At 55.0% G+C, this 19,388-nt stretch carries 18 protein-coding genes; 12 read left to right on the top strand and 6 right to left on the bottom strand.

From position 1 onward, the window contains the following. The first annotated feature begins 40 nt into the window (after positions 1 to 40). The 8 genes from IAE55_RS15630 to IAE55_RS15595 all read left to right on the top strand — a co-directional run bounded on the left by IAE55_RS15630 (position 41) and on the right by IAE55_RS15595 (position 8,353). A complete protein-coding gene (locus IAE55_RS15630; RefSeq protein WP_116234532.1) occupies positions 41 to 802 on the top strand; it encodes a DeoR/GlpR family DNA-binding transcription regulator in 762 nt (253 codons plus the stop codon). Between the two features lie 114 nt (positions 803 to 916). Further along, the gene (locus IAE55_RS15625; RefSeq protein ID WP_234489566.1) at positions 917 to 2,005 is read left to right on the top strand and encodes a zinc-binding dehydrogenase; all 1,089 of its coding nucleotides are present in this window, start codon (positions 917 to 919) and stop codon (positions 2,003 to 2,005) included. 166 nt (positions 2,006 to 2,171) lie between these two features. After that, on the top strand, positions 2,172 to 3,221 hold the full coding sequence (locus IAE55_RS15620) for an ABC transporter ATP-binding protein (RefSeq protein ID WP_152399315.1): 1,050 nt from the start codon (positions 2,172 to 2,174) through the stop codon (positions 3,219 to 3,221). Continuing rightward, positions 3,218 to 4,096 carry a carbohydrate ABC transporter permease gene (locus IAE55_RS15615; RefSeq protein ID WP_200633203.1) on the top strand — a complete coding sequence of 293 codons (879 nt, stop codon included), beginning with the start codon at positions 3,218 to 3,220 and terminating at the stop codon, positions 4,094 to 4,096. Before IAE55_RS15620 ends, IAE55_RS15615 begins: the two co-directional genes overlap by 4 nt. Before the next feature lie 187 nt (positions 4,097 to 4,283). Next, the gene (locus tag IAE55_RS15610) at positions 4,284 to 5,024 is read left to right on the top strand and encodes a carbohydrate ABC transporter permease (protein ID WP_084204006.1); all 741 of its coding nucleotides are present in this window, start codon (positions 4,284 to 4,286) and stop codon (positions 5,022 to 5,024) included. Between the two features lie 46 nt (positions 5,025 to 5,070). Continuing rightward, a complete protein-coding gene (locus IAE55_RS15605) occupies positions 5,071 to 6,405 on the top strand; it encodes an ABC transporter substrate-binding protein (RefSeq protein ID WP_325168646.1) in 1,335 nt (444 codons plus the stop codon). Between the two features lie 42 nt (positions 6,406 to 6,447). Beyond that, entirely contained in the window at positions 6,448 to 7,236 is a 789-nt protein-coding gene (locus IAE55_RS15600) for a glycerophosphodiester phosphodiesterase family protein (protein ID WP_200633202.1), read from the top strand. 43 nt (positions 7,237 to 7,279) lie between these two features. Further along, on the top strand, positions 7,280 to 8,353 hold the full coding sequence (locus IAE55_RS15595; protein ID WP_200633201.1) for a phage baseplate protein: 1,074 nt from the start codon (positions 7,280 to 7,282) through the stop codon (positions 8,351 to 8,353). Positions 8,354 to 8,492: 139 nt separating this feature from the next. On the opposite strand, the gene IAE55_RS15590 is transcribed toward IAE55_RS15595, so the two are convergent. Together IAE55_RS15590 and IAE55_RS34125 are read right to left on the bottom strand one after the other, a co-directional pair. Next, positions 8,493 to 8,957, bottom strand: a complete 465-nt coding sequence (locus IAE55_RS15590; protein WP_200633200.1) for a copper amine oxidase N-terminal domain-containing protein — start codon at positions 8,955 to 8,957, stop codon at positions 8,493 to 8,495. 603 nt (positions 8,958 to 9,560) lie between these two features. Further along, the gene (locus tag IAE55_RS34125) at positions 9,561 to 9,692 is read right to left on the bottom strand and encodes a hypothetical protein (RefSeq protein WP_258168998.1); all 132 of its coding nucleotides are present in this window, start codon (positions 9,690 to 9,692) and stop codon (positions 9,561 to 9,563) included. A 325-nt stretch (positions 9,693 to 10,017) separates the two neighbouring features. Between IAE55_RS34125 and IAE55_RS15585 the strand changes: the two genes are divergently transcribed. Continuing rightward, positions 10,018 to 11,544, top strand: coding sequence for an FAD-dependent monooxygenase (locus IAE55_RS15585; RefSeq protein WP_200633199.1), 1,527 nt, complete (start codon positions 10,018 to 10,020; stop codon positions 11,542 to 11,544). A 197-nt stretch (positions 11,545 to 11,741) separates the two neighbouring features. Here IAE55_RS15585 and IAE55_RS15580 read toward each other — a convergent pair whose 3' ends face one another. Together IAE55_RS15580 and IAE55_RS15575 are read right to left on the bottom strand one after the other, a co-directional pair. Further along, the gene (locus tag IAE55_RS15580; protein WP_145949730.1) at positions 11,742 to 12,872 is read right to left on the bottom strand and encodes a Gfo/Idh/MocA family protein; all 1,131 of its coding nucleotides are present in this window, start codon (positions 12,870 to 12,872) and stop codon (positions 11,742 to 11,744) included. Positions 12,873 to 12,890: 18 nt separating this feature from the next. Then, complete coding sequence (locus IAE55_RS15575) at positions 12,891 to 13,646, bottom strand: sugar phosphate isomerase/epimerase family protein (protein ID WP_145161213.1); 756 nt, start codon at positions 13,644 to 13,646, stop codon at positions 12,891 to 12,893. A 156-nt stretch (positions 13,647 to 13,802) separates the two neighbouring features. Between IAE55_RS15575 and IAE55_RS15570 the strand changes: the two genes are divergently transcribed. Further along, positions 13,803 to 14,633 carry a helix-turn-helix transcriptional regulator gene (locus IAE55_RS15570; protein ID WP_089549063.1) on the top strand — a complete coding sequence of 277 codons (831 nt, stop codon included), beginning with the start codon at positions 13,803 to 13,805 and terminating at the stop codon, positions 14,631 to 14,633. Between the two features lie 24 nt (positions 14,634 to 14,657). Here the strand turns inward: IAE55_RS15570 and IAE55_RS15565 are convergent, their stop codons facing one another. Beyond that, positions 14,658 to 15,629: an alpha-L-fucosidase gene (locus IAE55_RS15565; RefSeq protein ID WP_200633198.1), complete on the bottom strand. Its 972-nt coding sequence runs from the start codon at positions 15,627 to 15,629 to the stop codon at positions 14,658 to 14,660. Between the two features lie 141 nt (positions 15,630 to 15,770). Here IAE55_RS15565 and IAE55_RS15560 point away from each other — a divergent pair, with 141 nt between their 5' ends. After that, positions 15,771 to 16,649 carry an AraC family transcriptional regulator gene (locus IAE55_RS15560; RefSeq protein WP_200633197.1) on the top strand — a complete coding sequence of 293 codons (879 nt, stop codon included), beginning with the start codon at positions 15,771 to 15,773 and terminating at the stop codon, positions 16,647 to 16,649. Positions 16,650 to 16,740: 91 nt separating this feature from the next. Beyond that, positions 16,741 to 17,856, top strand: coding sequence for a GntR family transcriptional regulator (locus IAE55_RS15555; RefSeq protein WP_200633196.1), 1,116 nt, complete (start codon positions 16,741 to 16,743; stop codon positions 17,854 to 17,856). 132 nt (positions 17,857 to 17,988) lie between these two features. Here IAE55_RS15555 and IAE55_RS15550 read toward each other — a convergent pair whose 3' ends face one another. Continuing rightward, positions 17,989 to 19,308: a family 43 glycosylhydrolase gene (locus IAE55_RS15550; RefSeq protein WP_200633195.1), complete on the bottom strand. Its 1,320-nt coding sequence runs from the start codon at positions 19,306 to 19,308 to the stop codon at positions 17,989 to 17,991. Positions 19,309 to 19,388 lie beyond the last annotated feature (80 nt).

The following is a 19,388-nucleotide window of genomic DNA, read 5'->3' as shown; positions in this document are numbered from 1 at the left end:
AAGCAATCGTATATGCGATTTGGCGGAAAGGATGGTTATATTGCTGGCAGCTGAACGAAAAATGAGAATCGTCGAATTTGTCAGACAGCATCGGTCGGCTTCTGTCGGCACGTTAGCCAAGGAATTCGGCGTTCATGAAGCGACGATCCGGCGCGACCTGGCCGAGGTCGAGCAGGAAGGGCTTCTGAAACGCACGCACGGCGGCGTTATTGTGGAACAGCTCACACATCACGAGCCTTCGTTCAACGAAAGATCGGGCATCCAGCTCGATCAGAAGGAACGCATCGGCCAGAAGGCGGCAAGCTTGGTGGAAGACGGGGACCACATCATTTTGGACTCCGGCACGACCACGCTGCACATCGCCCGCAACCTGGTCCACCGCTCCAACATCACCGTCATTACCAACGACATGAACGTGGCGGCCGAGCTTCGGGACGCTCCCGGCGTCAAAGTGACGGTCACCGGCGGGGAACTGTATCCGTCCAGCTTCATGCTGAACGGCATGTTTACGGATTACGTGCTGCGGTCGGTACACGTATCCAAAGCTTTTATCGCGACCACCGCGATCCATCCCAAATACGGCCTTACACTTCCAGAAGCCCAGCTGGTTGTCGCCAAGCAGGGCATGATCGCGGCCGCCCAGGAAGTCATCGTCGTCGCCGACGAAACGAAAATCGGCAAAATTTCGCTGTATAATGTCGCGCCGAATAGCTCGATCCATACCCTGATCACGGGCAAAGAAGTTGCGGATTACGACATTAAACAGTTTCAGGACGCCGGCATTCAAATTTTAACCGTATGACAAGACTCGGCTCCCTTAGCGGGAGCTGACGGTGGCCTAACGCCCTGGATGAATGAAAAGAAACCTCAGATCTTAAAAAAACCAAATAACGCTCACATGGAGGTGTTTCCTGATTTGAGTACGATTACGCAAACGGTGGACTCCCGGTCGCTCCGGCTCACCCACCCCCACCATGTCGAAGAAATGACGATGGATCGGACCGTCACGGAAGGTTTCGTCGTCATTGAACCCACTTTGGCCAGCATCTGTCATGCCGACCTGCGGTATTTCGGAGGCCTTCGGAAACCCGAAGTCCTTGCCCGCAAGCTGCCGATGGCCCTGCTTCATGAAGGGATCGGGAAAGTCGTCGGCGGCTCCCCCAAGCTTCAAGCGGGACAGCGGGTCGCCATCGTGCCGAACCTGCCGGGCTATCTGCTGAACGGCGTCAAGCACGACGAGTGCTGTCCGGCCTGCCGGGGAGACATTCCGGAGAATTACTGCTACAACGGCAAGTTTCTTGGGAGTACGATCGACGGTATCGCGCAGAGCCGGCTTGTCATTCCAGAGGCATGCGCCATTGCGATCCCGGATTCGATTCCGGATGACATTGCCGTGCTGGCGGAACTGTGCAGCGTATCCTACCGGGCGATCCGCCCCGTGGCCGATCTGCTGGACAGCGCACAGGTCGCCGTTTTCGGAGACGGCCCGGTCGGCTTCCTGACCGCCGCCATGCTCCATTACGCCTTTGGCGTCAGCACGGAGCGCTTGACTGTATTCGGTGCCATTCAGGAGAAGCTGGAGCATTTCACGTTTGCCCGGACCGAAATGGTGCAGGAATACGATTTTCAAGGCGGCTGGAAGGTTGACGTCGTGCTGGAATGCACAGGCGGAAGGTTTAGTGAAAGCGCCATCAATCAAGGGATCGACTTACTTCTGCCTGGGGGCCATCTGATCGCCATGGGCGTCAGCGAGGATCTGGTTCCTATCAATACGCGGGATGTGCTGGAGAAAGGCATTACGATCCACGGCAGCAGCCGGAGCTCGCACAGCGATTTTCGGAAGGTGCTTGAAGTGATGCAGCAGGAGGAATGTCAGGAGACGCTCCGGCAGTTGGTGCCGGATGACTATATCCCGGTGAGCAAGGCAGAAGACTTTGCGGGCGCAATGGAATCTGCCCTGGCTCACAGAGACTGGAAAAAGATGTACCTCGATTTTCGCTGGTGAGAGAGCGAAAATCTTGTTCAATAGTGTACCACACAAGCGGGTTGAAGTAAAAACGGCTGGAGGATGCCCAGGCATTCCTCCCTCCGTTCTTCATCATATGAAAGCGCTTGCCGTGGACGATGAACCCAAACAACACATAGCAACCGCTGGTGAAGGAGGAATCCGTGTGGCATCCATTGAGTTGGTCGATGTATCCCAATCGTTTGACAAAAACACCATCATCCCCCGTCTGAACCTGAAGATCGAAGACGGCAAATTCACCGTCCTGGTCGGTCCTTCGGGCTGCGGCAAGACCACCCTGCTCCGCATGATCGCCGGGCTCGACCGCCAGACTTCGGGGTCGGTTCTGATCGGTGGCAGCGACGTATCCGCCATTGCCCCGGGTCAAAGGGGCGTCGCGATGGTGTTTCAGAACTACGCCATTTATCCGACGATGTCCGTACGCGAGAATATCGAATTCGGCCTGAAAAACAACAAAGTACCCAAGGAGGAACGGACACGGCTCGTGGAAAGCATCAGCGAGACGGTTGGACTCCGCCCGTACCTCGACCGCAAGCCCTCCACCCTTTCGGGCGGCCAGCGGCAGCGGGTGGCGCTCGCGCGGGCGATGGTCAAGAAACCATCGGTGTTCCTGATGGACGAGCCCCTGTCCAACTTAGACGCCAAGCTTCGGGTACAGATGCGCGTCGAGCTCATCGAGCTGCACAAGAAGCTGGGCTCCACCTTCGTCTACGTCACGCACGATCAGGTCGAAGCGATGTCCATGGCCGATACCATCGTGCTGATGAACCAGGGGGAGATTCAGCAGGAGGCTTCGCCGGCTGAAATTTACCGCGAACCGGATAATTTATTTGCCGCGCAGTTTATCGGGGTGCCTCCGATGAACGTCGGCGACATGGGGCAGGACGGAGTCCGCTTTGGCTTTCGTCCGGAGCACGGGCTGCTGTCCACCGAGCCGGCGGATGCCCATTTTACGGCCAAAGGCGTCATCTCCACCCGGGAAATGCTTGGCTCAGAGACCATCTACCAGGTCCGTACCCGGGACCATTCCTTTATGATCAAATGCACCGAAGACCTGTTCAGCGTGGACCAGGACATCTATCTCTCGGTGGACGAATCCAAGCTTTTTCTCTTCGGAGCGGATGAAAAGCGGATTTACCGCGATGACCGACGGCATAACACCTACCTTCATGCGCTAAGGGGACGTTTCCAATGAACCGGCGCAGAGTATGGGAGACGACCAGGCCGTACGCGCTCATTTTGCCGGCGATGATCGCCTTGTTCCTATTCGTGGTCTACCCGGTCTTTTACCTCATTAAATTAAGCCTGTATAAATACAACCTGCTCAATAAGGACAAAAGCAAGTTCATCGGTCTTGACAACTACCGGGAAATCTTCACCAGGGACGATTTCTATCATGCCCTGGCCAACACCGCCGTCTACACGGTGGGCGTCGTGCTCTGCACCATGCTGCTCTCGCTCGGCGTGGCCGTATGGCTGCGGAAGCGGTCGCGGTTTAACTCCATTCTGCAGGCAGGCCTGTTCACGCCGCATATCATTTCGATCGTCTCCATCGCGCTCGTCTGGATGTGGCTGATGGAGCCGGGGCACGGTCTGCTCAATTATGTGCTGAAGGCCTTCGGACTTCCGGGATCGCCCTGGCTGCAGAGCTCCAGCACTTCCATGATCTCCGTGATCCTGGTCTCGGTGTGGCACAGCATCGGCTATTACGCCCTCATTATGGTAGCGGCGCTGCAGAGCATTCCCCCGACCATCTACGAAGCCGCTGCGCTGGACAATGCCAGCAGGTTCAAGGTGTTTTGGAAAATTACGCTGCCGCTGATCTCGCCGCAGTTGTTTTTCATCCTCGTCATCATGACGATCGGTTCCTTCAAGGTGTTCGATACCGTCAAAATCATGACCGGGGGCGGCCCCAACGGCTCAACGACGACGCTCGTGTACTATATCTACGAGTTCAGAACGACCAGCATCGGCTTCGCTTCGGCCACCGGCGTCGTGCTGATGGCGATAATCGCGGTGCTGACCTTTGTTTACTTCAAAGTCCTTGCCCAGCGGATTCACTACCAATGAGCCGCACCATGGGCAGACAACAACCTGAGGGGGTGCTTTTCCCGTGCTGATCCAGGAAAAGAAACAAGTCGGCGGGAAGCTGCGTTACCGGATCCGGGACCATGCGTCCCTCCGGCTTCTGAAACGGCTTCTGGGCTTCGTGGCCAAGCTCGCCGTGCTGATCGTGTTTATTTTCCCGTTCCTGTGGATGATATCCACTTCGCTGCAAACCTTTGAGGAGACGCTGGCCTTTCCGCCGACGTGGATTCCCGCCGCGCCGCAGTGGCATAACTTTGCCGAGGCCATGAGGTCGGCTCCCTTCGTGACCTATGCGAAAAACTCGGTCATCATCACCGTCTCCGTCATCGTGCTGCAAATGATCGTGATGATCCCGGCGGCGTACGCATTTGCCAAATACCGCTTCTGGGGCCGGAATCTGCTGTTCGGCATCGTGCTGCTCGCCTTCATGATTCCCGGGCAGGTGACGTTCATTCCCGTCTACCTGATGATGGCGGATTGGGGCATCAACAACACCCTTTTGCCCCAGATCATTCCCTTCATGGCCAATGCCTTCGGAATTTTCCTGCTCCGCCAGTATTTTATGCAAATCCCGCAGGAGATCATCGAGTCCGCCCGGCTGGATAATGCCAGCGAGTTCAAAATCATGCAGAAGATCATGATCCCTATGGCCGTTCCCGCCTTGGCCACCGTCGCCTTGTTCAGCTTTGTGAGCCATTGGAACGACTACTTCTGGCCGCTCGTCGTCACCGACTCGACCGCCGTCCGGCCGCTGACGATCGGGATCGCCATGCTCCGGGAATCCGAGGGCGTATCCAACTGGCATATCATCATGGCGGGCAACGTTGTGCTTGTCCTGCCGATCCTGATCGTGTATTTGTTTGCTTCCAAGCAGATCGTCAAGGCTTTTGTATACTCCGGTATTAAATAAGCTGTCGCTATAACGATTTAAATCACCTGAAAATGGAGGAGTTTCTGTGAAGAACAAGTTTCCATTCATCGCGCTGACACTGGCGCTGATCATGACTTTATTGGCAGGATGCAGCGGAGGCGGAAGCGGGTCCGAAGGCGAAACGGCAGGCACGGACAGCAAGACCGCTTCGGGAGAGGCATCCAGCAATGCCGGTAATTCCGGCTCCGGCAAAGAGACCATCCAGTTCTGGCACTCGATCGGCGGCAAGAACGGGGAGTTTCTGGACGCCATGATCAAGCGGTTCAACAGCTCCCAGGACAAAATCGAGGTCGTCGGAACGTTCCAGGGCAGCTACCAGGAAACGGTAACCAAGCTGCAGCAGGCCGTTGCGGCCAAGACCGCGCCGGACGTGACGATGCTTGAGCGTTCCAACGTCCAGCTGTTTGCAGACGCGGAAGTTCTGGAAGACCTGACCCCCTACATGGAAAAGTCCGGCCTCAGCAAGGACGATTTTGAGGAGGGGCTGATGGGGCATTCCTATTTTAACGATAAGCTGGTCTCCCTTCCGTTTAACCGCTCCACGCCGGTGATGCACATCAACAAGTCGATGCTGGACGAAAAAGGCTTGTCCATCCCGACAACCTGGGACGAATTGAAAAAAACAGCCGAAGCGCTGGTCGTCAAGGAAAACGGCGAGGTGAAACGCTACGGGCTGACGATGCCGTACGATACCTGGTATCCAATCGCCATGATTACGCAGGCCGGGGGCAAGTTCTTCAACGATGAAGGCACGTCCGTCGGTTATACGACCGAAGCGTCCAAGACATTCAAGTATCTGAAGGAGCTGCAAAATGCCGGCGCCCTCTACTATCCGCCAAGCCAGGACTCCGGCAACATTACAAACCAGATGTTTACGAGCGGCAAGGTAGGGATTCTTTTCCAATCGACCGGTTCGATCTCCGGCCTGACTCAAGGTGCGAAGTTCGATTATGTGACGGCATTCCTTCCGCAGGATAAGCAGTACGCTACTCCGACCGGGGGCGGCAACGTGGCCATGATGGCGGCCTCCAAGCATAAGGATGCGGCCTGGGAGTTCATGCATTGGCTGATGACCAGTCCGGAAGGCGCGCAGCAGTTCGTTATCGATACGGGCTACCTGCCTTTCACGAAGCAGATGGTCGAATCGGACGCCATCAAGCAGTTGTGGGAAAAGGAGCCGAACCGGAAGGTGGCTTTTGAGCAGCTCCAATATGCCGTTGATACCAACAAGAGCGTCCAGTGGCCGCAGGTCGAGCAGGAGTTTAACAAGGCGATCCAAGCGATCATGTACGATAATAAGGACGTTGATGCCACGCTGAACAGCTACAAGGAAGAAGTGGACCGGATCTTGAAAAATTAACGTGATCCCATTCCCGCCAATAACAAGGAGGTACACTGTCTTATGCTAGAGCATTTGCAGCAGCTGCAGTCCATCGTGGTGTCCGGACACCGCGGCTGGAAGTCCGCTTATCCGGAAAATACGCTCTTGTCGTTTCAACAGGCGCTGGATCTCGGCGTCGATATGCTGGAGCTGGACCTGCGCATGACCCGCGACGACGTCGTGGTGGTCATCCATGATGCCACCGTCGACCGGACGACTGACGGATCGGGCCCGGTCGGCGATTATACGCTGGAGGAGCTGAAGCGGCTGGATGCCGGCGGCTGGTTCGGCAAAGTGTTCGAGGGACTTAAGGTTCCGACCTTCGAGGAATTCTGCGAGCTGATCGCCCCTTATCCGGACGTTCTGCTGAACGTGGAGATCAAACCGGACGAACGGGCTCTGGAAACCGCGGACGCCGCCATTGTCCAGCTGGCATCCCGCGGGGAGCTTCACCGTTGCGTGTTTACGAGCTTTGACGCTACGGTTCTGGCGCATATCCACGACAAGCATGGCCTTAAGACACAGGGCTTCCCCGGTGAGCAGATGCACAACTATGTGCCGGGACCCGAGGGGACGATTTCGAAAATGTGGGCGGTGGGACTCAGCATGAAGCTGCTGACGCCTGCCCGGGTGAAGGAATACGAGGATTTGGGCATCCTGCCGTGGTGCTACTGCCCGGACGACGATCAGCAGGTCTACTACGCGCTTGGCTGCGGTTCCCTGCTGATGACGGTGAACAACCCGCTCCCGGCCATGCGGATTCGGGAGCAGATGGATCTCTCCCCCACAAGTTTCATGCCGCAGCCGTGAATGTCCGGTTTCATCCCAACCCTTGATTGGAGGATTGATGTCCATGGATCATTCGAAATTTAACAGCCGCTCAGCCGTGAAGGGATTGGCCCGCCGCACACTCATGAAATTAACGGCAGGCTTCCTGATCGCCGCCCTCCTGCCTCTCTCCGCTTCCGGCGCTCATGCGCAGCCGTCGCCGCTGAAGTCCAAAATGTTCGACCTGTCGCAGGAGGCGAAGGAAGTGATCCGCGAGAAGCCGCTGCATAACGGGACCGTGCTTCAGTCCTTTGCCATCGATAATGCGAACGGGCGTATTTATACCGTTCAGCTCATGGTCGGCGGACAGCAGCTCCCCGGCGAATCCGCACCAGTGAGCGGAGCCGCCCGCTCCAGCAGCGGCGATCTGGCCCTGACCCAGCTGGATATGAACGGAAACGAGCTGGGGCACATGTTCCTGAAGGGATTTGGCCACGGCGTGCAGATCGGCGTGGAGGCGGACGGGTCGCAGGCCTACTTATGGACGGAGACCGACTCGGTGACGGAGTCGGGCAGTGGCTGGGGAACCCAGCTGACCCGGTTCGCCTTCCAGGACGGTGCCATCCTGACGCCGGAGTCGCCGGAGCTAGAGAAGTACCGGCTCATCCCTGGAGCCGACCGGACGACGGTCCATATCGATCAGGCGAACGGGCTGCTGACGATGCGTTACCGTCTGAACGGAGCCTTCCATTTTGGCGTATATGAGCTTGAGAAAGTTAAGCAGCACATCTACGAGCCGGTGGCGGACGTCCTCCAGCCTTCCCTCGGCACGTTCCAGGGCTTCGCCTCCTACGGTGGTTACCTGTATCTCCTGGAGGGCAGCGCCTACGGTTCGGCCGGCTCGGTTGAAGGCACCGGCAATACGTACATCACCGTCGTGAAGCTGAGCACCGGGGAGGTCGTGGACCGGCAGCTGATCCTTACCGCGCCGGAGCTGACTTACCGGGAGCCTGAGGGCATGTCGATCCGGATTCCGGACATCAGGCACCCGCAGAAAGCCGTGCTGTGCTTCGGCTTTGCGTCCGCCTTTACGCCTAACCGGCTCGCCAGCATCTACGCCTTTGACCGGCTCCTGCCCGAGCAGGCGCTGCAGGATTAAAATTAAAATGAGGAAGGCGGCCGTGTATGGCCGCCTTCCTTTTTATATGAAGCCGTATTCTGGGGAAGTTCTAAGGACTATTCTTCAAGATGCTTATGCCCCTAGCAAATGTAAAGGAAATATTCATGTCTTTGATATTTTACGGCTTGAAGGAAATATCAACATACGTCGCGCTATCCTTGGCGGATGCATTGACGGTTGCCCCTAACACTTCAGAGATAAATCTGATGGGCACCATGACTCTCATAAAAGGCATCTCAGGAGCGCTTGGCAGAATTCTCGCCTCACCATTTACATAAGCAGTCGTACTTCCGATTGTCATGGTCATGACGGTTCCGTCATTCGATTGAATGGTCACTTGCTGTTTATTTTTGTCCCAGCTTACCGATTGTCCCATTCCTTCTGAAATAACCCTTAGCGGAACATATGCGGTATTTGTAGCCGTGTCAATATATGGGGGTGTCGAATTTGATTCAATTGGAGCACCATTTAATTGGACGTACAAAGAATAAACGATCCTTGGAGGAGAAGCATTTGCGGAAATACTCATAAAAATGGTTAGGAGACTGGTTAGGAAAACAGGAATGACAATTTTTTTGAACATTTTGTATTATCCTCTCTATTTAAATAAATCTACTCATAGGATTCATGAAACCACAACGCTGGTCTCGCTCTGGCTGTTACCCCATTTGCTCCATAACATCCCCTAGATGATTTCCGAAATTTTTCAAAGTAAGGAATGCAACGAGCAAGAGGATCGCAATCACACTAATCGCCACAACCACTCGTTTAAAGGTCATTTTTATACCCCATTTCTAATTAGGATCATTAACCATGGCCACGAAGGACAGCAGACTTCGCTCACTTTTTCATTCATATTTAAAACCCCTGTTACTAGAAAAAGTTTAATTCTTTCGGATTTACCATTTTATATGTAACTACTCTTATATTGAGAGCGTCTTGAAAATTCAGTAGAATAGCAGGTGGTTGCTCCCAGCCGTTGTTTATCTGCTATTATCTGTACCTCCGTTACCTTAAGGCTTACCGTGTAGCGGTCCGCTTTTTGTGGTATACTTGAAATAGATCAAGCGTAAACTAAAAAAGCCACGATGCTGGTAACATCGTGACTTTTGACAAAGGCCGGCGGGCGACCACGGCGAGAATTTCATAATTCTATGAAAAACCACCGGATTCCAAGGCGTCCAACCTAATCCCGGTGGTTTTTCTTGTTAAGCCGCGCTTGCTTCCAGGCACTGACCAAAGTTTTCAGGCCAGTAATAATACCGACCAGCTTCAGCAGTCCGTCCAAAAGCTTTATGGCCAATTCAAGAATGGACACGGCGCCACCCCCTTTCGGGTTCGCTTCGCCGCGTCCTCCCACCGGTTACTTTGTCCTTTCGATTATACCACAATATACCATTTGCTAATTGCTAATTCTCTCACTTATCCGGACACCGGATCCTCTCATTTCACATTAAAAATGCCTCTCTCTTCCGATATAATCTGATTTAACAGCCCCAGCTTCCAAACCATATTCCCCGGCTCCCTGAACACTCCACCTATTTGTGCCGCTTACTGATCACAATCAGCCCTTTTGTTGATGGCGTTTCGAAGGGTAAAAACTATAATGTACACATAAGCTCCAAAAAAAGGAGGCAGCGATCATGCAACCTCAGGTATTGATTGTCGGCGCCGGTCCTACCGGCCTCGTTTTGGCTCTGGCCCTGGAGAAGCAGGGAATCCCTTTTCGGCTCATCGATCAACGGACTGGACCGGGAGAAGCCTCCAGAGCCATGGTCGTTCATGCCAGAACCCTGGAATTCTACCAGCAGTTCGGCATAGCGGATTCATTTGTGCAGCGCGGCATCCCCATGCATACCGGCCAAATTATGAAGAATGGCAAGCTTAAGGGAACCATCAACTTTGGTGATTTTGGCGAAGAAATCAGCCCCTATCCCTATGTACTCAGCCTGCCTCAGGACGAGCATGAAGTCCTTCTCATCGAGCATCTCGACTCCAAAGGAATCCATGTGGAATGGGATACCGGGCTCGTTTCCCTTCAGGAAGGGAATGAAGCGGTGCATGCCGTCACGACCCGGCAAGGGATCGAAGAGAATCAAGCGTATGCCTATGTGTGCGGATGCGATGGGGCGCATAGTACGGTCCGCAAGGAGATGGGACTGGAATTTCCCGGAGGAACGTATGAGCAGATGTTTTTCGTGGCTGATGTGGGGAGTAAAGAGCCCGTGACAAACGTGACAATGAACTTTTTTGAAGAAGGCTTCTGTCTGGTCTTCCCGATCCGCACGAGCGGACAGGTCCGGCTCATCGGACTGATTCCGCCCAAGATCCTGAATCAGGGAATTCCCGCGGATTTGGAGCCTCTGATTCCTTATGTGGAAAGAAATACGGGTGTGCACATCAGCCAGGTGAACTGGTATTCGACTTATAAAAGCCATCACCGGGTATGCGAGCACTTCCGCAAAGGGCGGGTCTTTATCGCCGGGGATGCGGCCCATGTGCACAGCCCGGTCGGAGGGCAAGGGATGAATACCGGCATTGGGGACGCCATGAATCTGGGCTGGAAGCTTGCCACGGTTCTTCTGGACAAAGCGGACGCCGGCATTCTCGATTCCTACGAGACGGAGCGGATTGCTTTTGCCCGGACGCTCGTGGCCACCACAGACCGGCTGTTCCAATCGCTCGTAGGGGGCGGCATCATGACCTCCCTGGTTCAGGACATGGTCATTCCCCATATCGTTCCCCTGCTTCTCGATGTCCCGCCTATACGAAAAATGGCCTTCGAGCGGCTGTCGCAAACGCAAATCCGTTACCGGGACAGCATGCTGAGCAGCGGTGCTTCCGGTTCCGTTCACGGCGGCGACCGTCTGCCCTGGATTCAGACCGCCCATGGGGACAACTTCGAACCGCTGCAATCCGTCAATTGGCAGCTGCATGTGTACGGCCAGGCATCGCAAAGTCTGCGCCAGCTCAGCGAAACGACAGGCATCCCCTTGCATGAAATGGGATGGACGCCATCCATGAAAGCAGCCGGCATGCATCCCGATACGGCATTTCTCGTCCGGCCGGACGGATACGTCGCATTGGCGGAACCTCATCAGGATACCGATGCGATTCAGGCATACCTCGATCGATTTCATATCGCTCCGTTTACAAGCGAAAAGAGCTGACGCAGTCGTCGGCTCTTTTCATTTGTTGCCGCGATGCGGTTGTACCCGAGACATGCTGCAGCAGCTATGGCGGAATCAGTTTATCGCTTGGAATATTGCTTGAACTCTTAGCGAGGTACGGCGGCTGGAATTCAGTCCGGATCACAAAACATTGTCCAATCCTTCCGCCGTTTTCAACTCGCCATACCTTTCTATTGTTAGATCCCAGCAGTCACCTTATGTTTCGACGCCGCTATCCGCTTATTCAGCTCCTCCAAAAACAGATCCTCGTCGATGGGGAGCGCTACGGTGTCGCCGATCCAGCTCGACAGATGCATCGCATTGGACAGCATTAAACTGTTGATGCCCTCCTCACCGTCAGCGATCAGCGGCGCACTGTCCAGGACGGCCTTGGCAAACGAAGCGATGACGCCGGTATGCTGGCTGTTGTCACCTTGCGTCTCGATGACGGACACTTCCACGGGAAGCTTGGCAAAGCCGTCCTTCGTTGTAAAACAGTATTCACGCTCGTTCTGGCTCAGCTTGTGCAGCGTCAGCGTATTGTTTTCGCACACTAGCTTGCCCATTTCCAGCGTAATTTCCAAACGGTTCGTTCCCGGCAGGTCGGCGGTCGTCGTGACGAATACGCCCGTGGCTCCGTTCGGAAATTCCATATATGCCGTGACGTCATCCTCCACCTCGATGTTATGCCACTTGCCCTCATGGCAAAAGGCACGAACTTGGGTCGGCATGCCGCAAATCCATTGGAGAAGGTCGATGTTGTGCGGGCATTGGTTGATGAGCACGCCTCCGCCTTCCCCGGCCCAGGTGGCGCGCCAGCTTCCGGAATCATAATAGGCCTGCGACCGGTACCAGTCGGTAATGATCCAGTTCACCCGCTTAATCGCGCCAAGCTCGCCGCTGTGCACAAGCTCATGCATTTTGCGGTACATCGGATTGGTCCGCTGGTTAAACATCATGCCGAAGATGCGGCCGCTTTCCCGCGCCTTCTCGTTCATTTCCCGCACCTGCTTCGTGTAGACGCCGGCCGGCTTTTCGCATAAAACGTGCAGCCCTTTGGTGAAAGCCATAATGGCGAGCCTTGGATGGTCGTAGTGCGGCGTCGCAATAATCACGGCATCACATAGGCCGCTGTCCATCAACTCGTCCGGAGTCGCAAAGTACCCGATATCGCCTTGCAAATACGTTTTGGCGCCCTCCAGCCGGTTGCCGTCCATTTCCGACACTGCGGTCAGCTCCGCTTCAGGCACGATACCCTTGTTTATTTTTTTCGCATGATCCGACCCCATATTGCCCATCCCGATGACGCCGATCCGTAATTTAGACATCTAGACCCTCCATTCTCCTTAGCGGTAGCCAAGGGAAGCCAAATTGTTGTAGCTCGTCTGCAGGCAGTCGAACGGACTCGTCTGGCATACGTCCTGCTCGACCAGCAAATATTTCGTATTCGCTTGTTCAAGCGCTTTCAAAATTGCCGGAAAATTCATGTTCCCTTCCATGACGGGGGCCATCAGCTGCTGCGTTCCCTGGACGGCCATGTCCTTCAAATGCACGCAGTGAAGGCGGTCCTTCAACTTGCCGATCCATTCGCATACGTCGGCGCCGGCCGCCTGTACCCAATATGTATCGAGCGTAATGCCCATCTCCTCCGGCGTGAAATCCTCCACCAGCCGCTCAATCAGGCGCTTGCCGCCGATTTTTTCGAACTCAAAATGATGGTTGTGGTACATGAACAGCTTGCCTGCCTTGGCGATCCGCCCTGCCGCTTCCCGGAAGTCTTCCGCGAAATACCCATACCAGTCGAGACCGCGGTATTTATCAGGCATCGATCCAATTCCGATGTAATCGCAGCCCAGAATATGATGCTCCTCAATGACTTGATCCGTTTCGTTCAGGATCCGGTCCGGGCTCGTATGCGTCAGCGCGATTTGGAGCGACAGCTCGTCGCAAATGGCGCGAAGCGTCTCGGGACGGATGGAACCGATGGCCGAAATCTGGACCGTTGTATAGCCCATAGCCGCAATTTTTTGCAATGTTCGCCGAATATCTTTTTCCGTCTGGAGAAAGGATCGAACGGTATACAATTGTGCGCCTAAAATCATGAAATATGGCCCCTCCTTCAAGATTTCCAAAAGTGCATTCTCCCCTTAATTATAGTCCCGGCACCCGGAATCGCCATTGTAAATCGAAGCCATAACATTGCAAATATAGCGGTCATTCGTTAGACTAAACCCAACATCGCTTAAGGGGGCGAACGGATGCTGTACGCAAATATCCATACCGACTCATTGAATTTCCACCATGCGGCCGACCGGCGCAAAACGGACCAATATGCGCTGCACTGCCACAATTTTTACGAGGTGTACTATTTTATCGCCGGAGAAGTCAGCTATCTGGTCGAGGGCAAGCGCTACGTACCGGAACCGCACAGCCTGCTGCTCATCGCCCCACACGTGTTCCACGGCGTAAAAATCGAAAGCGACATCCCTTATGAAAGGATATCGCTCCATTTTGTGCCCGGATTTCTTCCGCCCGAAAACCAGTCCGCATTGTTGTCTCCCTTCCATCCCGATGATGGTCCGGCAGGGATCTATTACAAGGATGACGGAAACCGCGTCATGTTTACTTTTTTCAAGCAGCTGATGGATGCCCGGCACGCCGATGCCGCCATTCGCGATCTTGCGCTCCGGGTTCGCCTCGAGGCGCTGCTGTCGCAGATCTTGATCCACAGCTATGCGCTGAAAGGCACCTCGGATGCCTCTTCCTCCGGACCATCGGTCCCGCGGATTATCGCTTACGTCAACGACCACATCACCGAATCGGTCTCGCTCGACGATCTGTCCGCCGCCTTTTACATCAGCAAGCATCATTTGAACAAAATGTTCCGCAGAGCTACAGGTACAACCATCGGCAATTATATCATCCATAAGCGGGTCGTGATGGCGCAGAATTTGATGCTTCAAGGCCATACCGCGAGTTCGGCGGCCGCCGCCGTCGGCTTCCATGATTATTCTTCTTTTTTCCGCGCGTATAAAAAGGTGCTGGGCTGCGCTCCGTCCGCCAAACGTCATCCCATGCTGCTCCATTAAATCGCTTCAAGGGCTTGCAGCAGCTTACCCCCGGGTCAGCCATCCTTCGGGAATGACGGTCAGGTCTTCCGGTTTCCGGTACCGCTGTCCAATCTCCCGGAAGCGCTCCAGTACGTTCGCGTCCAGCAGTCCCTGCCGGTTGGGAGCCCCGTTCAACAGAAAGGTCACGTTCTGGCGGTTGCAGTCCTGAACCATGTCCAGTGCCCAATCCACCGTTTTCAGCTCCCTGGCCGTATCCGTCGTTCTCCAGAACCAGGTTTTCGTTAACACGTTACAGCTGGCCCCCGGTCCCACAAAGCCGTCTTCCACTTCCTGTCCTGCCGCATTTTCATAAAAAACGACGTCCGTATGATTCAGGTTGGTCTCGCAGCTGATGTTCATCAGCAAGCACTGAGGCTGCAGCGACTTCACCCATGCGTCGATTTCCTCGAACGGAAGGTTCTCGTACGAAGGGCCGCCCCAATGGGCATTCCAGCCGTCGATAATGAGGAACGGAAGCTCGCCGTAGTTCGTCAGCAGCTCCTCAAGCTGGTTTTTAATGAACTGCTTATCCTCCGGCGTGCATTTTCTCCGGCCGATTTGGTGATGCAGGTCCAGCATGGAAAAATACAGTCCCGCCTCGATCCCTTCCGCCCGGAACGCGTCCAGGTATTCCTTGACGACATCCCGCTGGCTCGCTGCGTTGCGTACGCAATGCTCCGTATGCTCGGTCGGCCACAAGCTGAAGCCTTCATGATGCTTCGCGGTCAATGCCGCAAAGCTCATCCCCGCCGATTTGGCGGCCTTCGCCCACTGAGAGCAGTCCAGCTGCTCCGGATTCCAGTCCTTCGGGTCAAAAGGGAACCGGCGGGGCTCATCCCCGTTCTCGTGATCGTACTCCCAATCGATAATGTCCGATTCGGCAAACTGAAACGTCGCGCTGTTGAAGTGGATAAACATCCCGAACCGCTGGTTCACAAACCACTGCTGCCTTTGGATGAGTGCCTGTTGATCCATAACTCACTGCCTCCCTAACTTCACTTAAATCATATAATATCTACCACTCTACAGGATCATTTCCCTTGACACAGCTGACAATGGCGACTTCTTATAGTACAATCTCTACATTCGTTTTTTCCGAAAAGGAGCTTTAGCGATATGCTCGTACTTGAACTCAAGGTGCCGCCGTTTCCGCTGCTGGCCGCGGTCGGCCATACAGTGTGGCAGGCGGGCGTGATGCACGCCGAGCGCCAATTCGAAGCCTTTGACCTGATCGTTTGCGCCAAAGGCACGCTATATATGGAAGAGGATGGGGTTTCGTATGATATCCGTGAGGGAACGATGCTCGTCCTGGAGCCTGGCAAGACGCACCGAGGCTGCCGTCCGACCGATCGTGAAACCGAGGTGTATTGGATCCATTTCGAATACCCGGCGGACGAGCAGCCGGTTCTGACTGAGAAAAACCACTGGCATCAGCCGCTGCTGAACCGGTCGGATCAGGATACCCAGGCCCAGCCAGGCCTGGTGGACATCCCCAAATTTGCCGAAATCGATTTGCGAACGATGGTGCCGATCCTGCAGGACATGCTGAAAGTGCACGGCATGCTTACCCCCTACGGGGTCTACGAACTGCACATGTTATTCGGCAAGTTCCTGATCGAGCTGCAAGGAAGCATGAGAAAAGGCAGTCCGCATGCCCGCTCTTTTTTCCTTGGAGAGCAGGTCGCAGCCTATTTGGCGGACACCCTTGAGGCTCCCTTCGACTCCGCCGGCATGGAGCGTGATCTGCATTACCATTTCGATTACTTGGCGCGCTGCCTGAAACAATATTCGGGGATGAGTCCGCTTCAATACCGGCATCATCTGCAGATGGAGCGGGCCAAGCGGCTGCTGGCGCATTCGGAGCTGCCCCTGGTCAAAGTCGCCGAACAATGCGGATTTCGGGACAACAACTATTTCACGCGTCTGTTCAAACGCCAAACCTCGTTCACCCCCGGCGAGTACAGGAAACGGTATCAGGTGTTCCGGATGGATTGAAATATCGGCTTGGTTTGATATACTAAATGAAAGCTATACACGGCTTGTGTGCACATTTAAAAGAACGTTTAACGAGAATCGGAGAAAAATAATGCCGAAAGACCCATCAAAATTGTTATATCAAATGATTAAGGACGACATCCTCGCCAGAATTGAAAATCATCAGTTCGAATACGATAAGCCGATTTGTACGGAGAAAAGCCTGTCCGAGCAATACGGCGTCAGCCGCATTACCTCCAAACGGGCAATCGAGGATTTGGAGCAGGCCGGCATCCTGTACCGCAAACGCGGGGTGGGGAGCTTCGTGCGGCGCATTCCTCTATCGGCTCAGCCGGCAAGCTCTGTCACTTCCCTTCCGGACGAACTGGCACCGGGGAGGACCATTCCGGTCATCCTGCCTTTCGCCGTCAACCAGGGCGGTTTCTTCCGGATCGTTGAGGCGGCTACTGCGCGGCTGGACGGCTCCAATGTTCATTTGGCGATCCATATTTGCGAGCCGGATCCGGATAAGATGAGAAGCCTGCTGCTCCGGCTCTTTGCTCAAGACGTGGACACCCTCATACTGTATCCGGCGGGCAACGAGCTGCATTTGGACGTGCTCAGGAAGTTTACCGAGCAGGGCAAGCAGGTCATCATTCTCGATAAGCCGCATGATATTCCTTATTTAAGCAGCGTGGTCTGCGACAATTTCGAGGGCAGCTACCAGCTGACCCGGCATCTGATCGATTACGGGCACCGCCGGATCGCCTACGTCTCCCGCTTCTCGCCCCGTGACATGTCCAGCTTGTCCGCACGCTTTAGCGGGTTTACGAAATGCATGAACGACCACGGGCTCGAAGTGGTCTCCGAGTACGTCAAATTTAATGTCACGCCCGATTACCATATGCTGAAGCATATCATCAACGGGTTTTACCGGTCGGGGGTCACCGCCATCGAGTGCGAGAACGACGAGGTCGCCTTTAACGTGTACATGTGCTGTCTCGGTTTGTCGATCCGGGTACCCAAGCAGATGAGCATTACCGGCTTCGACAATATCGAGTGGGCGGTGACCGGCAGCGCGCAAATCACCACCATCGACCAAAATTTCAGCGTCATCGGCGAAACGATCGCCGACCTCATTCTGAACGGAGACCGTCGCCCCGTCATCACGACCATCCCCGTAAGCCTCGTTCCCAGGGCCTCGACCGGGCCTGCAACGGCGGATTAACGGAAGGAAGACAGCATTCAGGAGACGCGGTTTACTAAATCCCTGGCACAACCATAAACGGCCCCTGCCGCCGATAAGCTTAACAGCTAACCGGTGTACAGGGGCCGCTTGTTTAAGCTAAGCCCAAATCTCTTATTCTTCGAACCGGCTGACCGACAGTCCGCCTACAGCAATGCGGCCATGCCCGCCCGTCAGCCGGATTGTATTCTGCGTTCCAGGCTGCAGACGGACCGTAAACGACGCGGTGCCCACCGCTTCCTCGCCGCTTCCCGTTCCGGGGGCGTTGATCAGCGTGTAATCATGGCCGTTGACCATTAAATTCAGCTTGGCCAGGGCTTCTTCCGTGCCGTAATGGATGTACAGTGCGGCCCGTCCACCGCTGCCGCCGTCGACACCGCCGAATTCACAGTAAGCCCCCTCGGCGTCCAGTCCTCGGACGACTGCTTCTGCCCCAGATCCGCCCGTAACTTCAGCACCGCCTCCCGTAGTGCTTACTGACGCTGCATAGTAGGCCGAAATTTCGGCTTCCGGCGCTTCACCGACAGGCTTGACGCTGTTCTTGGTCTGAACCACCGTTTGAATGGTCCCGTCATCGTTAAAATACAGGCTGTCGATGCACACGCTGCGCAGGTTCCCGTGTCCCGAAATGTCCTGGTTATGATAGAACAGGTACCACTGTCCTTTGTACTCCACCACCGAGCCATGTGTCGTCGAGCAGCCGGTCGGTTCCAGGAAAATGCCTTGATAGGTCCACGGGCCGAGCGGATGCCGGCTTGTCGCGTATCTCATCCGGTTGTTGTCCTCCAGATTGTCGGCGTAGGTGAGGTAGTACAGCCCGCCCCGCTTGAACACCCAGGCGGCTTCATGAAAGTCCTCCAGACCCGTCATGTCCTGCATCGAACCTTTGATGGACATCATGTCCTCGCCCAGTTCTCCGCCCTGGCATTTGCTGCCGCCGCCGTAATACATATACGCCCTGCTGTCGTCATCGACGAAGACGCAAGGGTCGATCATGGCGAAGCCGCCGAGCCCTTCGATATAGCCTTGATCGACAAATCCGCTGGCCGGCTTATCGCTGGTTGCCACGCCGATTTTCCAGGTATCGTTCCAGTCCGATCCGCTCGGATGCGGATAATAGAAATAATACGTGCCGTTCTTGTAAGCGCAGTCAGGAGCCCACATGAATCCGCCTTCCGGGCGCCCCCAGGCCACGTCCCGCGAATGGAGAATCTCGCCTTCGTCGACCCAATTCACCAGGTCATCTGAGGAAAATACGTGGTATGCGTCCATCAGATCGCATCCCCGCGGCGGATCGATATCATGGGAGGCGTATATGTATATTCTTCCGTCCTCCCACACATGGGCGGAAGGGTCCGCCGTGTAAATACTGGTGATGACCGGATTTTGGCCAGCCGGTTTGATAAAGGCTTTCGGAATTCCCTGAGTGGTCATGGTATGTTCTCCCCTCATCTGTATGATATATCATACTTCGTTATTTGATATATAACCACATTGTACACGGCGCCTCCCCA

The sequence above is a fragment of the Paenibacillus sp. S28 genome (assembly GCF_016624415.1).
Taxonomy (GTDB): Bacteria; Bacillota; Bacilli; order Paenibacillales; family Paenibacillaceae; genus Paenibacillus_AQ; species Paenibacillus_AQ favisporus.
Note: the sequence above shows the minus strand (reverse complement) of the source record. Positions and strands in the feature narration are given on the sequence as shown.

What these genes read in the sequence shown, in the direction of transcription:
- IAE55_RS15615 (WP_200633203.1), top strand. Translation starts at nt 3,218, where the DNA reads ATGAACCGGCGCAGAGTATGGGAGACGACCAGGCCGTACGCGCTCATT.
- IAE55_RS15610 (WP_084204006.1), top strand. Translation starts at nt 4,284, where the DNA reads ATGATATCCACTTCGCTGCAAACCTTTGAGGAGACGCTGGCCTTTCCG.
- IAE55_RS15600 (WP_200633202.1), top strand. Translation starts at nt 6,448, where the DNA reads ATGCTAGAGCATTTGCAGCAGCTGCAGTCCATCGTGGTGTCCGGACAC.
- IAE55_RS15595 (WP_200633201.1), top strand. Translation starts at nt 7,280, where the DNA reads ATGGATCATTCGAAATTTAACAGCCGCTCAGCCGTGAAGGGATTGGCC.
- IAE55_RS15590 (WP_200633200.1), bottom strand. Translation starts at nt 8,957, where the DNA reads ATGTTCAAAAAAATTGTCATTCCTGTTTTCCTAACCAGTCTCCTAACC.
- IAE55_RS15585 (WP_200633199.1), top strand. Translation starts at nt 10,018, where the DNA reads ATGCAACCTCAGGTATTGATTGTCGGCGCCGGTCCTACCGGCCTCGTT.
- IAE55_RS15580 (WP_145949730.1), bottom strand. Translation starts at nt 12,872, where the DNA reads ATGTCTAAATTACGGATCGGCGTCATCGGGATGGGCAATATGGGGTCG.
- IAE55_RS15575 (WP_145161213.1), bottom strand. Translation starts at nt 13,646, where the DNA reads ATGATTTTAGGCGCACAATTGTATACCGTTCGATCCTTTCTCCAGACG.
- IAE55_RS15570 (WP_089549063.1), top strand. Translation starts at nt 13,803, where the DNA reads ATGCTGTACGCAAATATCCATACCGACTCATTGAATTTCCACCATGCG.
- IAE55_RS15565 (WP_200633198.1), bottom strand. Translation starts at nt 15,629, where the DNA reads ATGGATCAACAGGCACTCATCCAAAGGCAGCAGTGGTTTGTGAACCAG.
- IAE55_RS15560 (WP_200633197.1), top strand. Translation starts at nt 15,771, where the DNA reads ATGCTCGTACTTGAACTCAAGGTGCCGCCGTTTCCGCTGCTGGCCGCG.
- IAE55_RS15555 (WP_200633196.1), top strand. Translation starts at nt 16,741, where the DNA reads ATGCCGAAAGACCCATCAAAATTGTTATATCAAATGATTAAGGACGAC.
- IAE55_RS15550 (WP_200633195.1), bottom strand. Translation starts at nt 19,308, where the DNA reads ATGACCACTCAGGGAATTCCGAAAGCCTTTATCAAACCGGCTGGCCAA.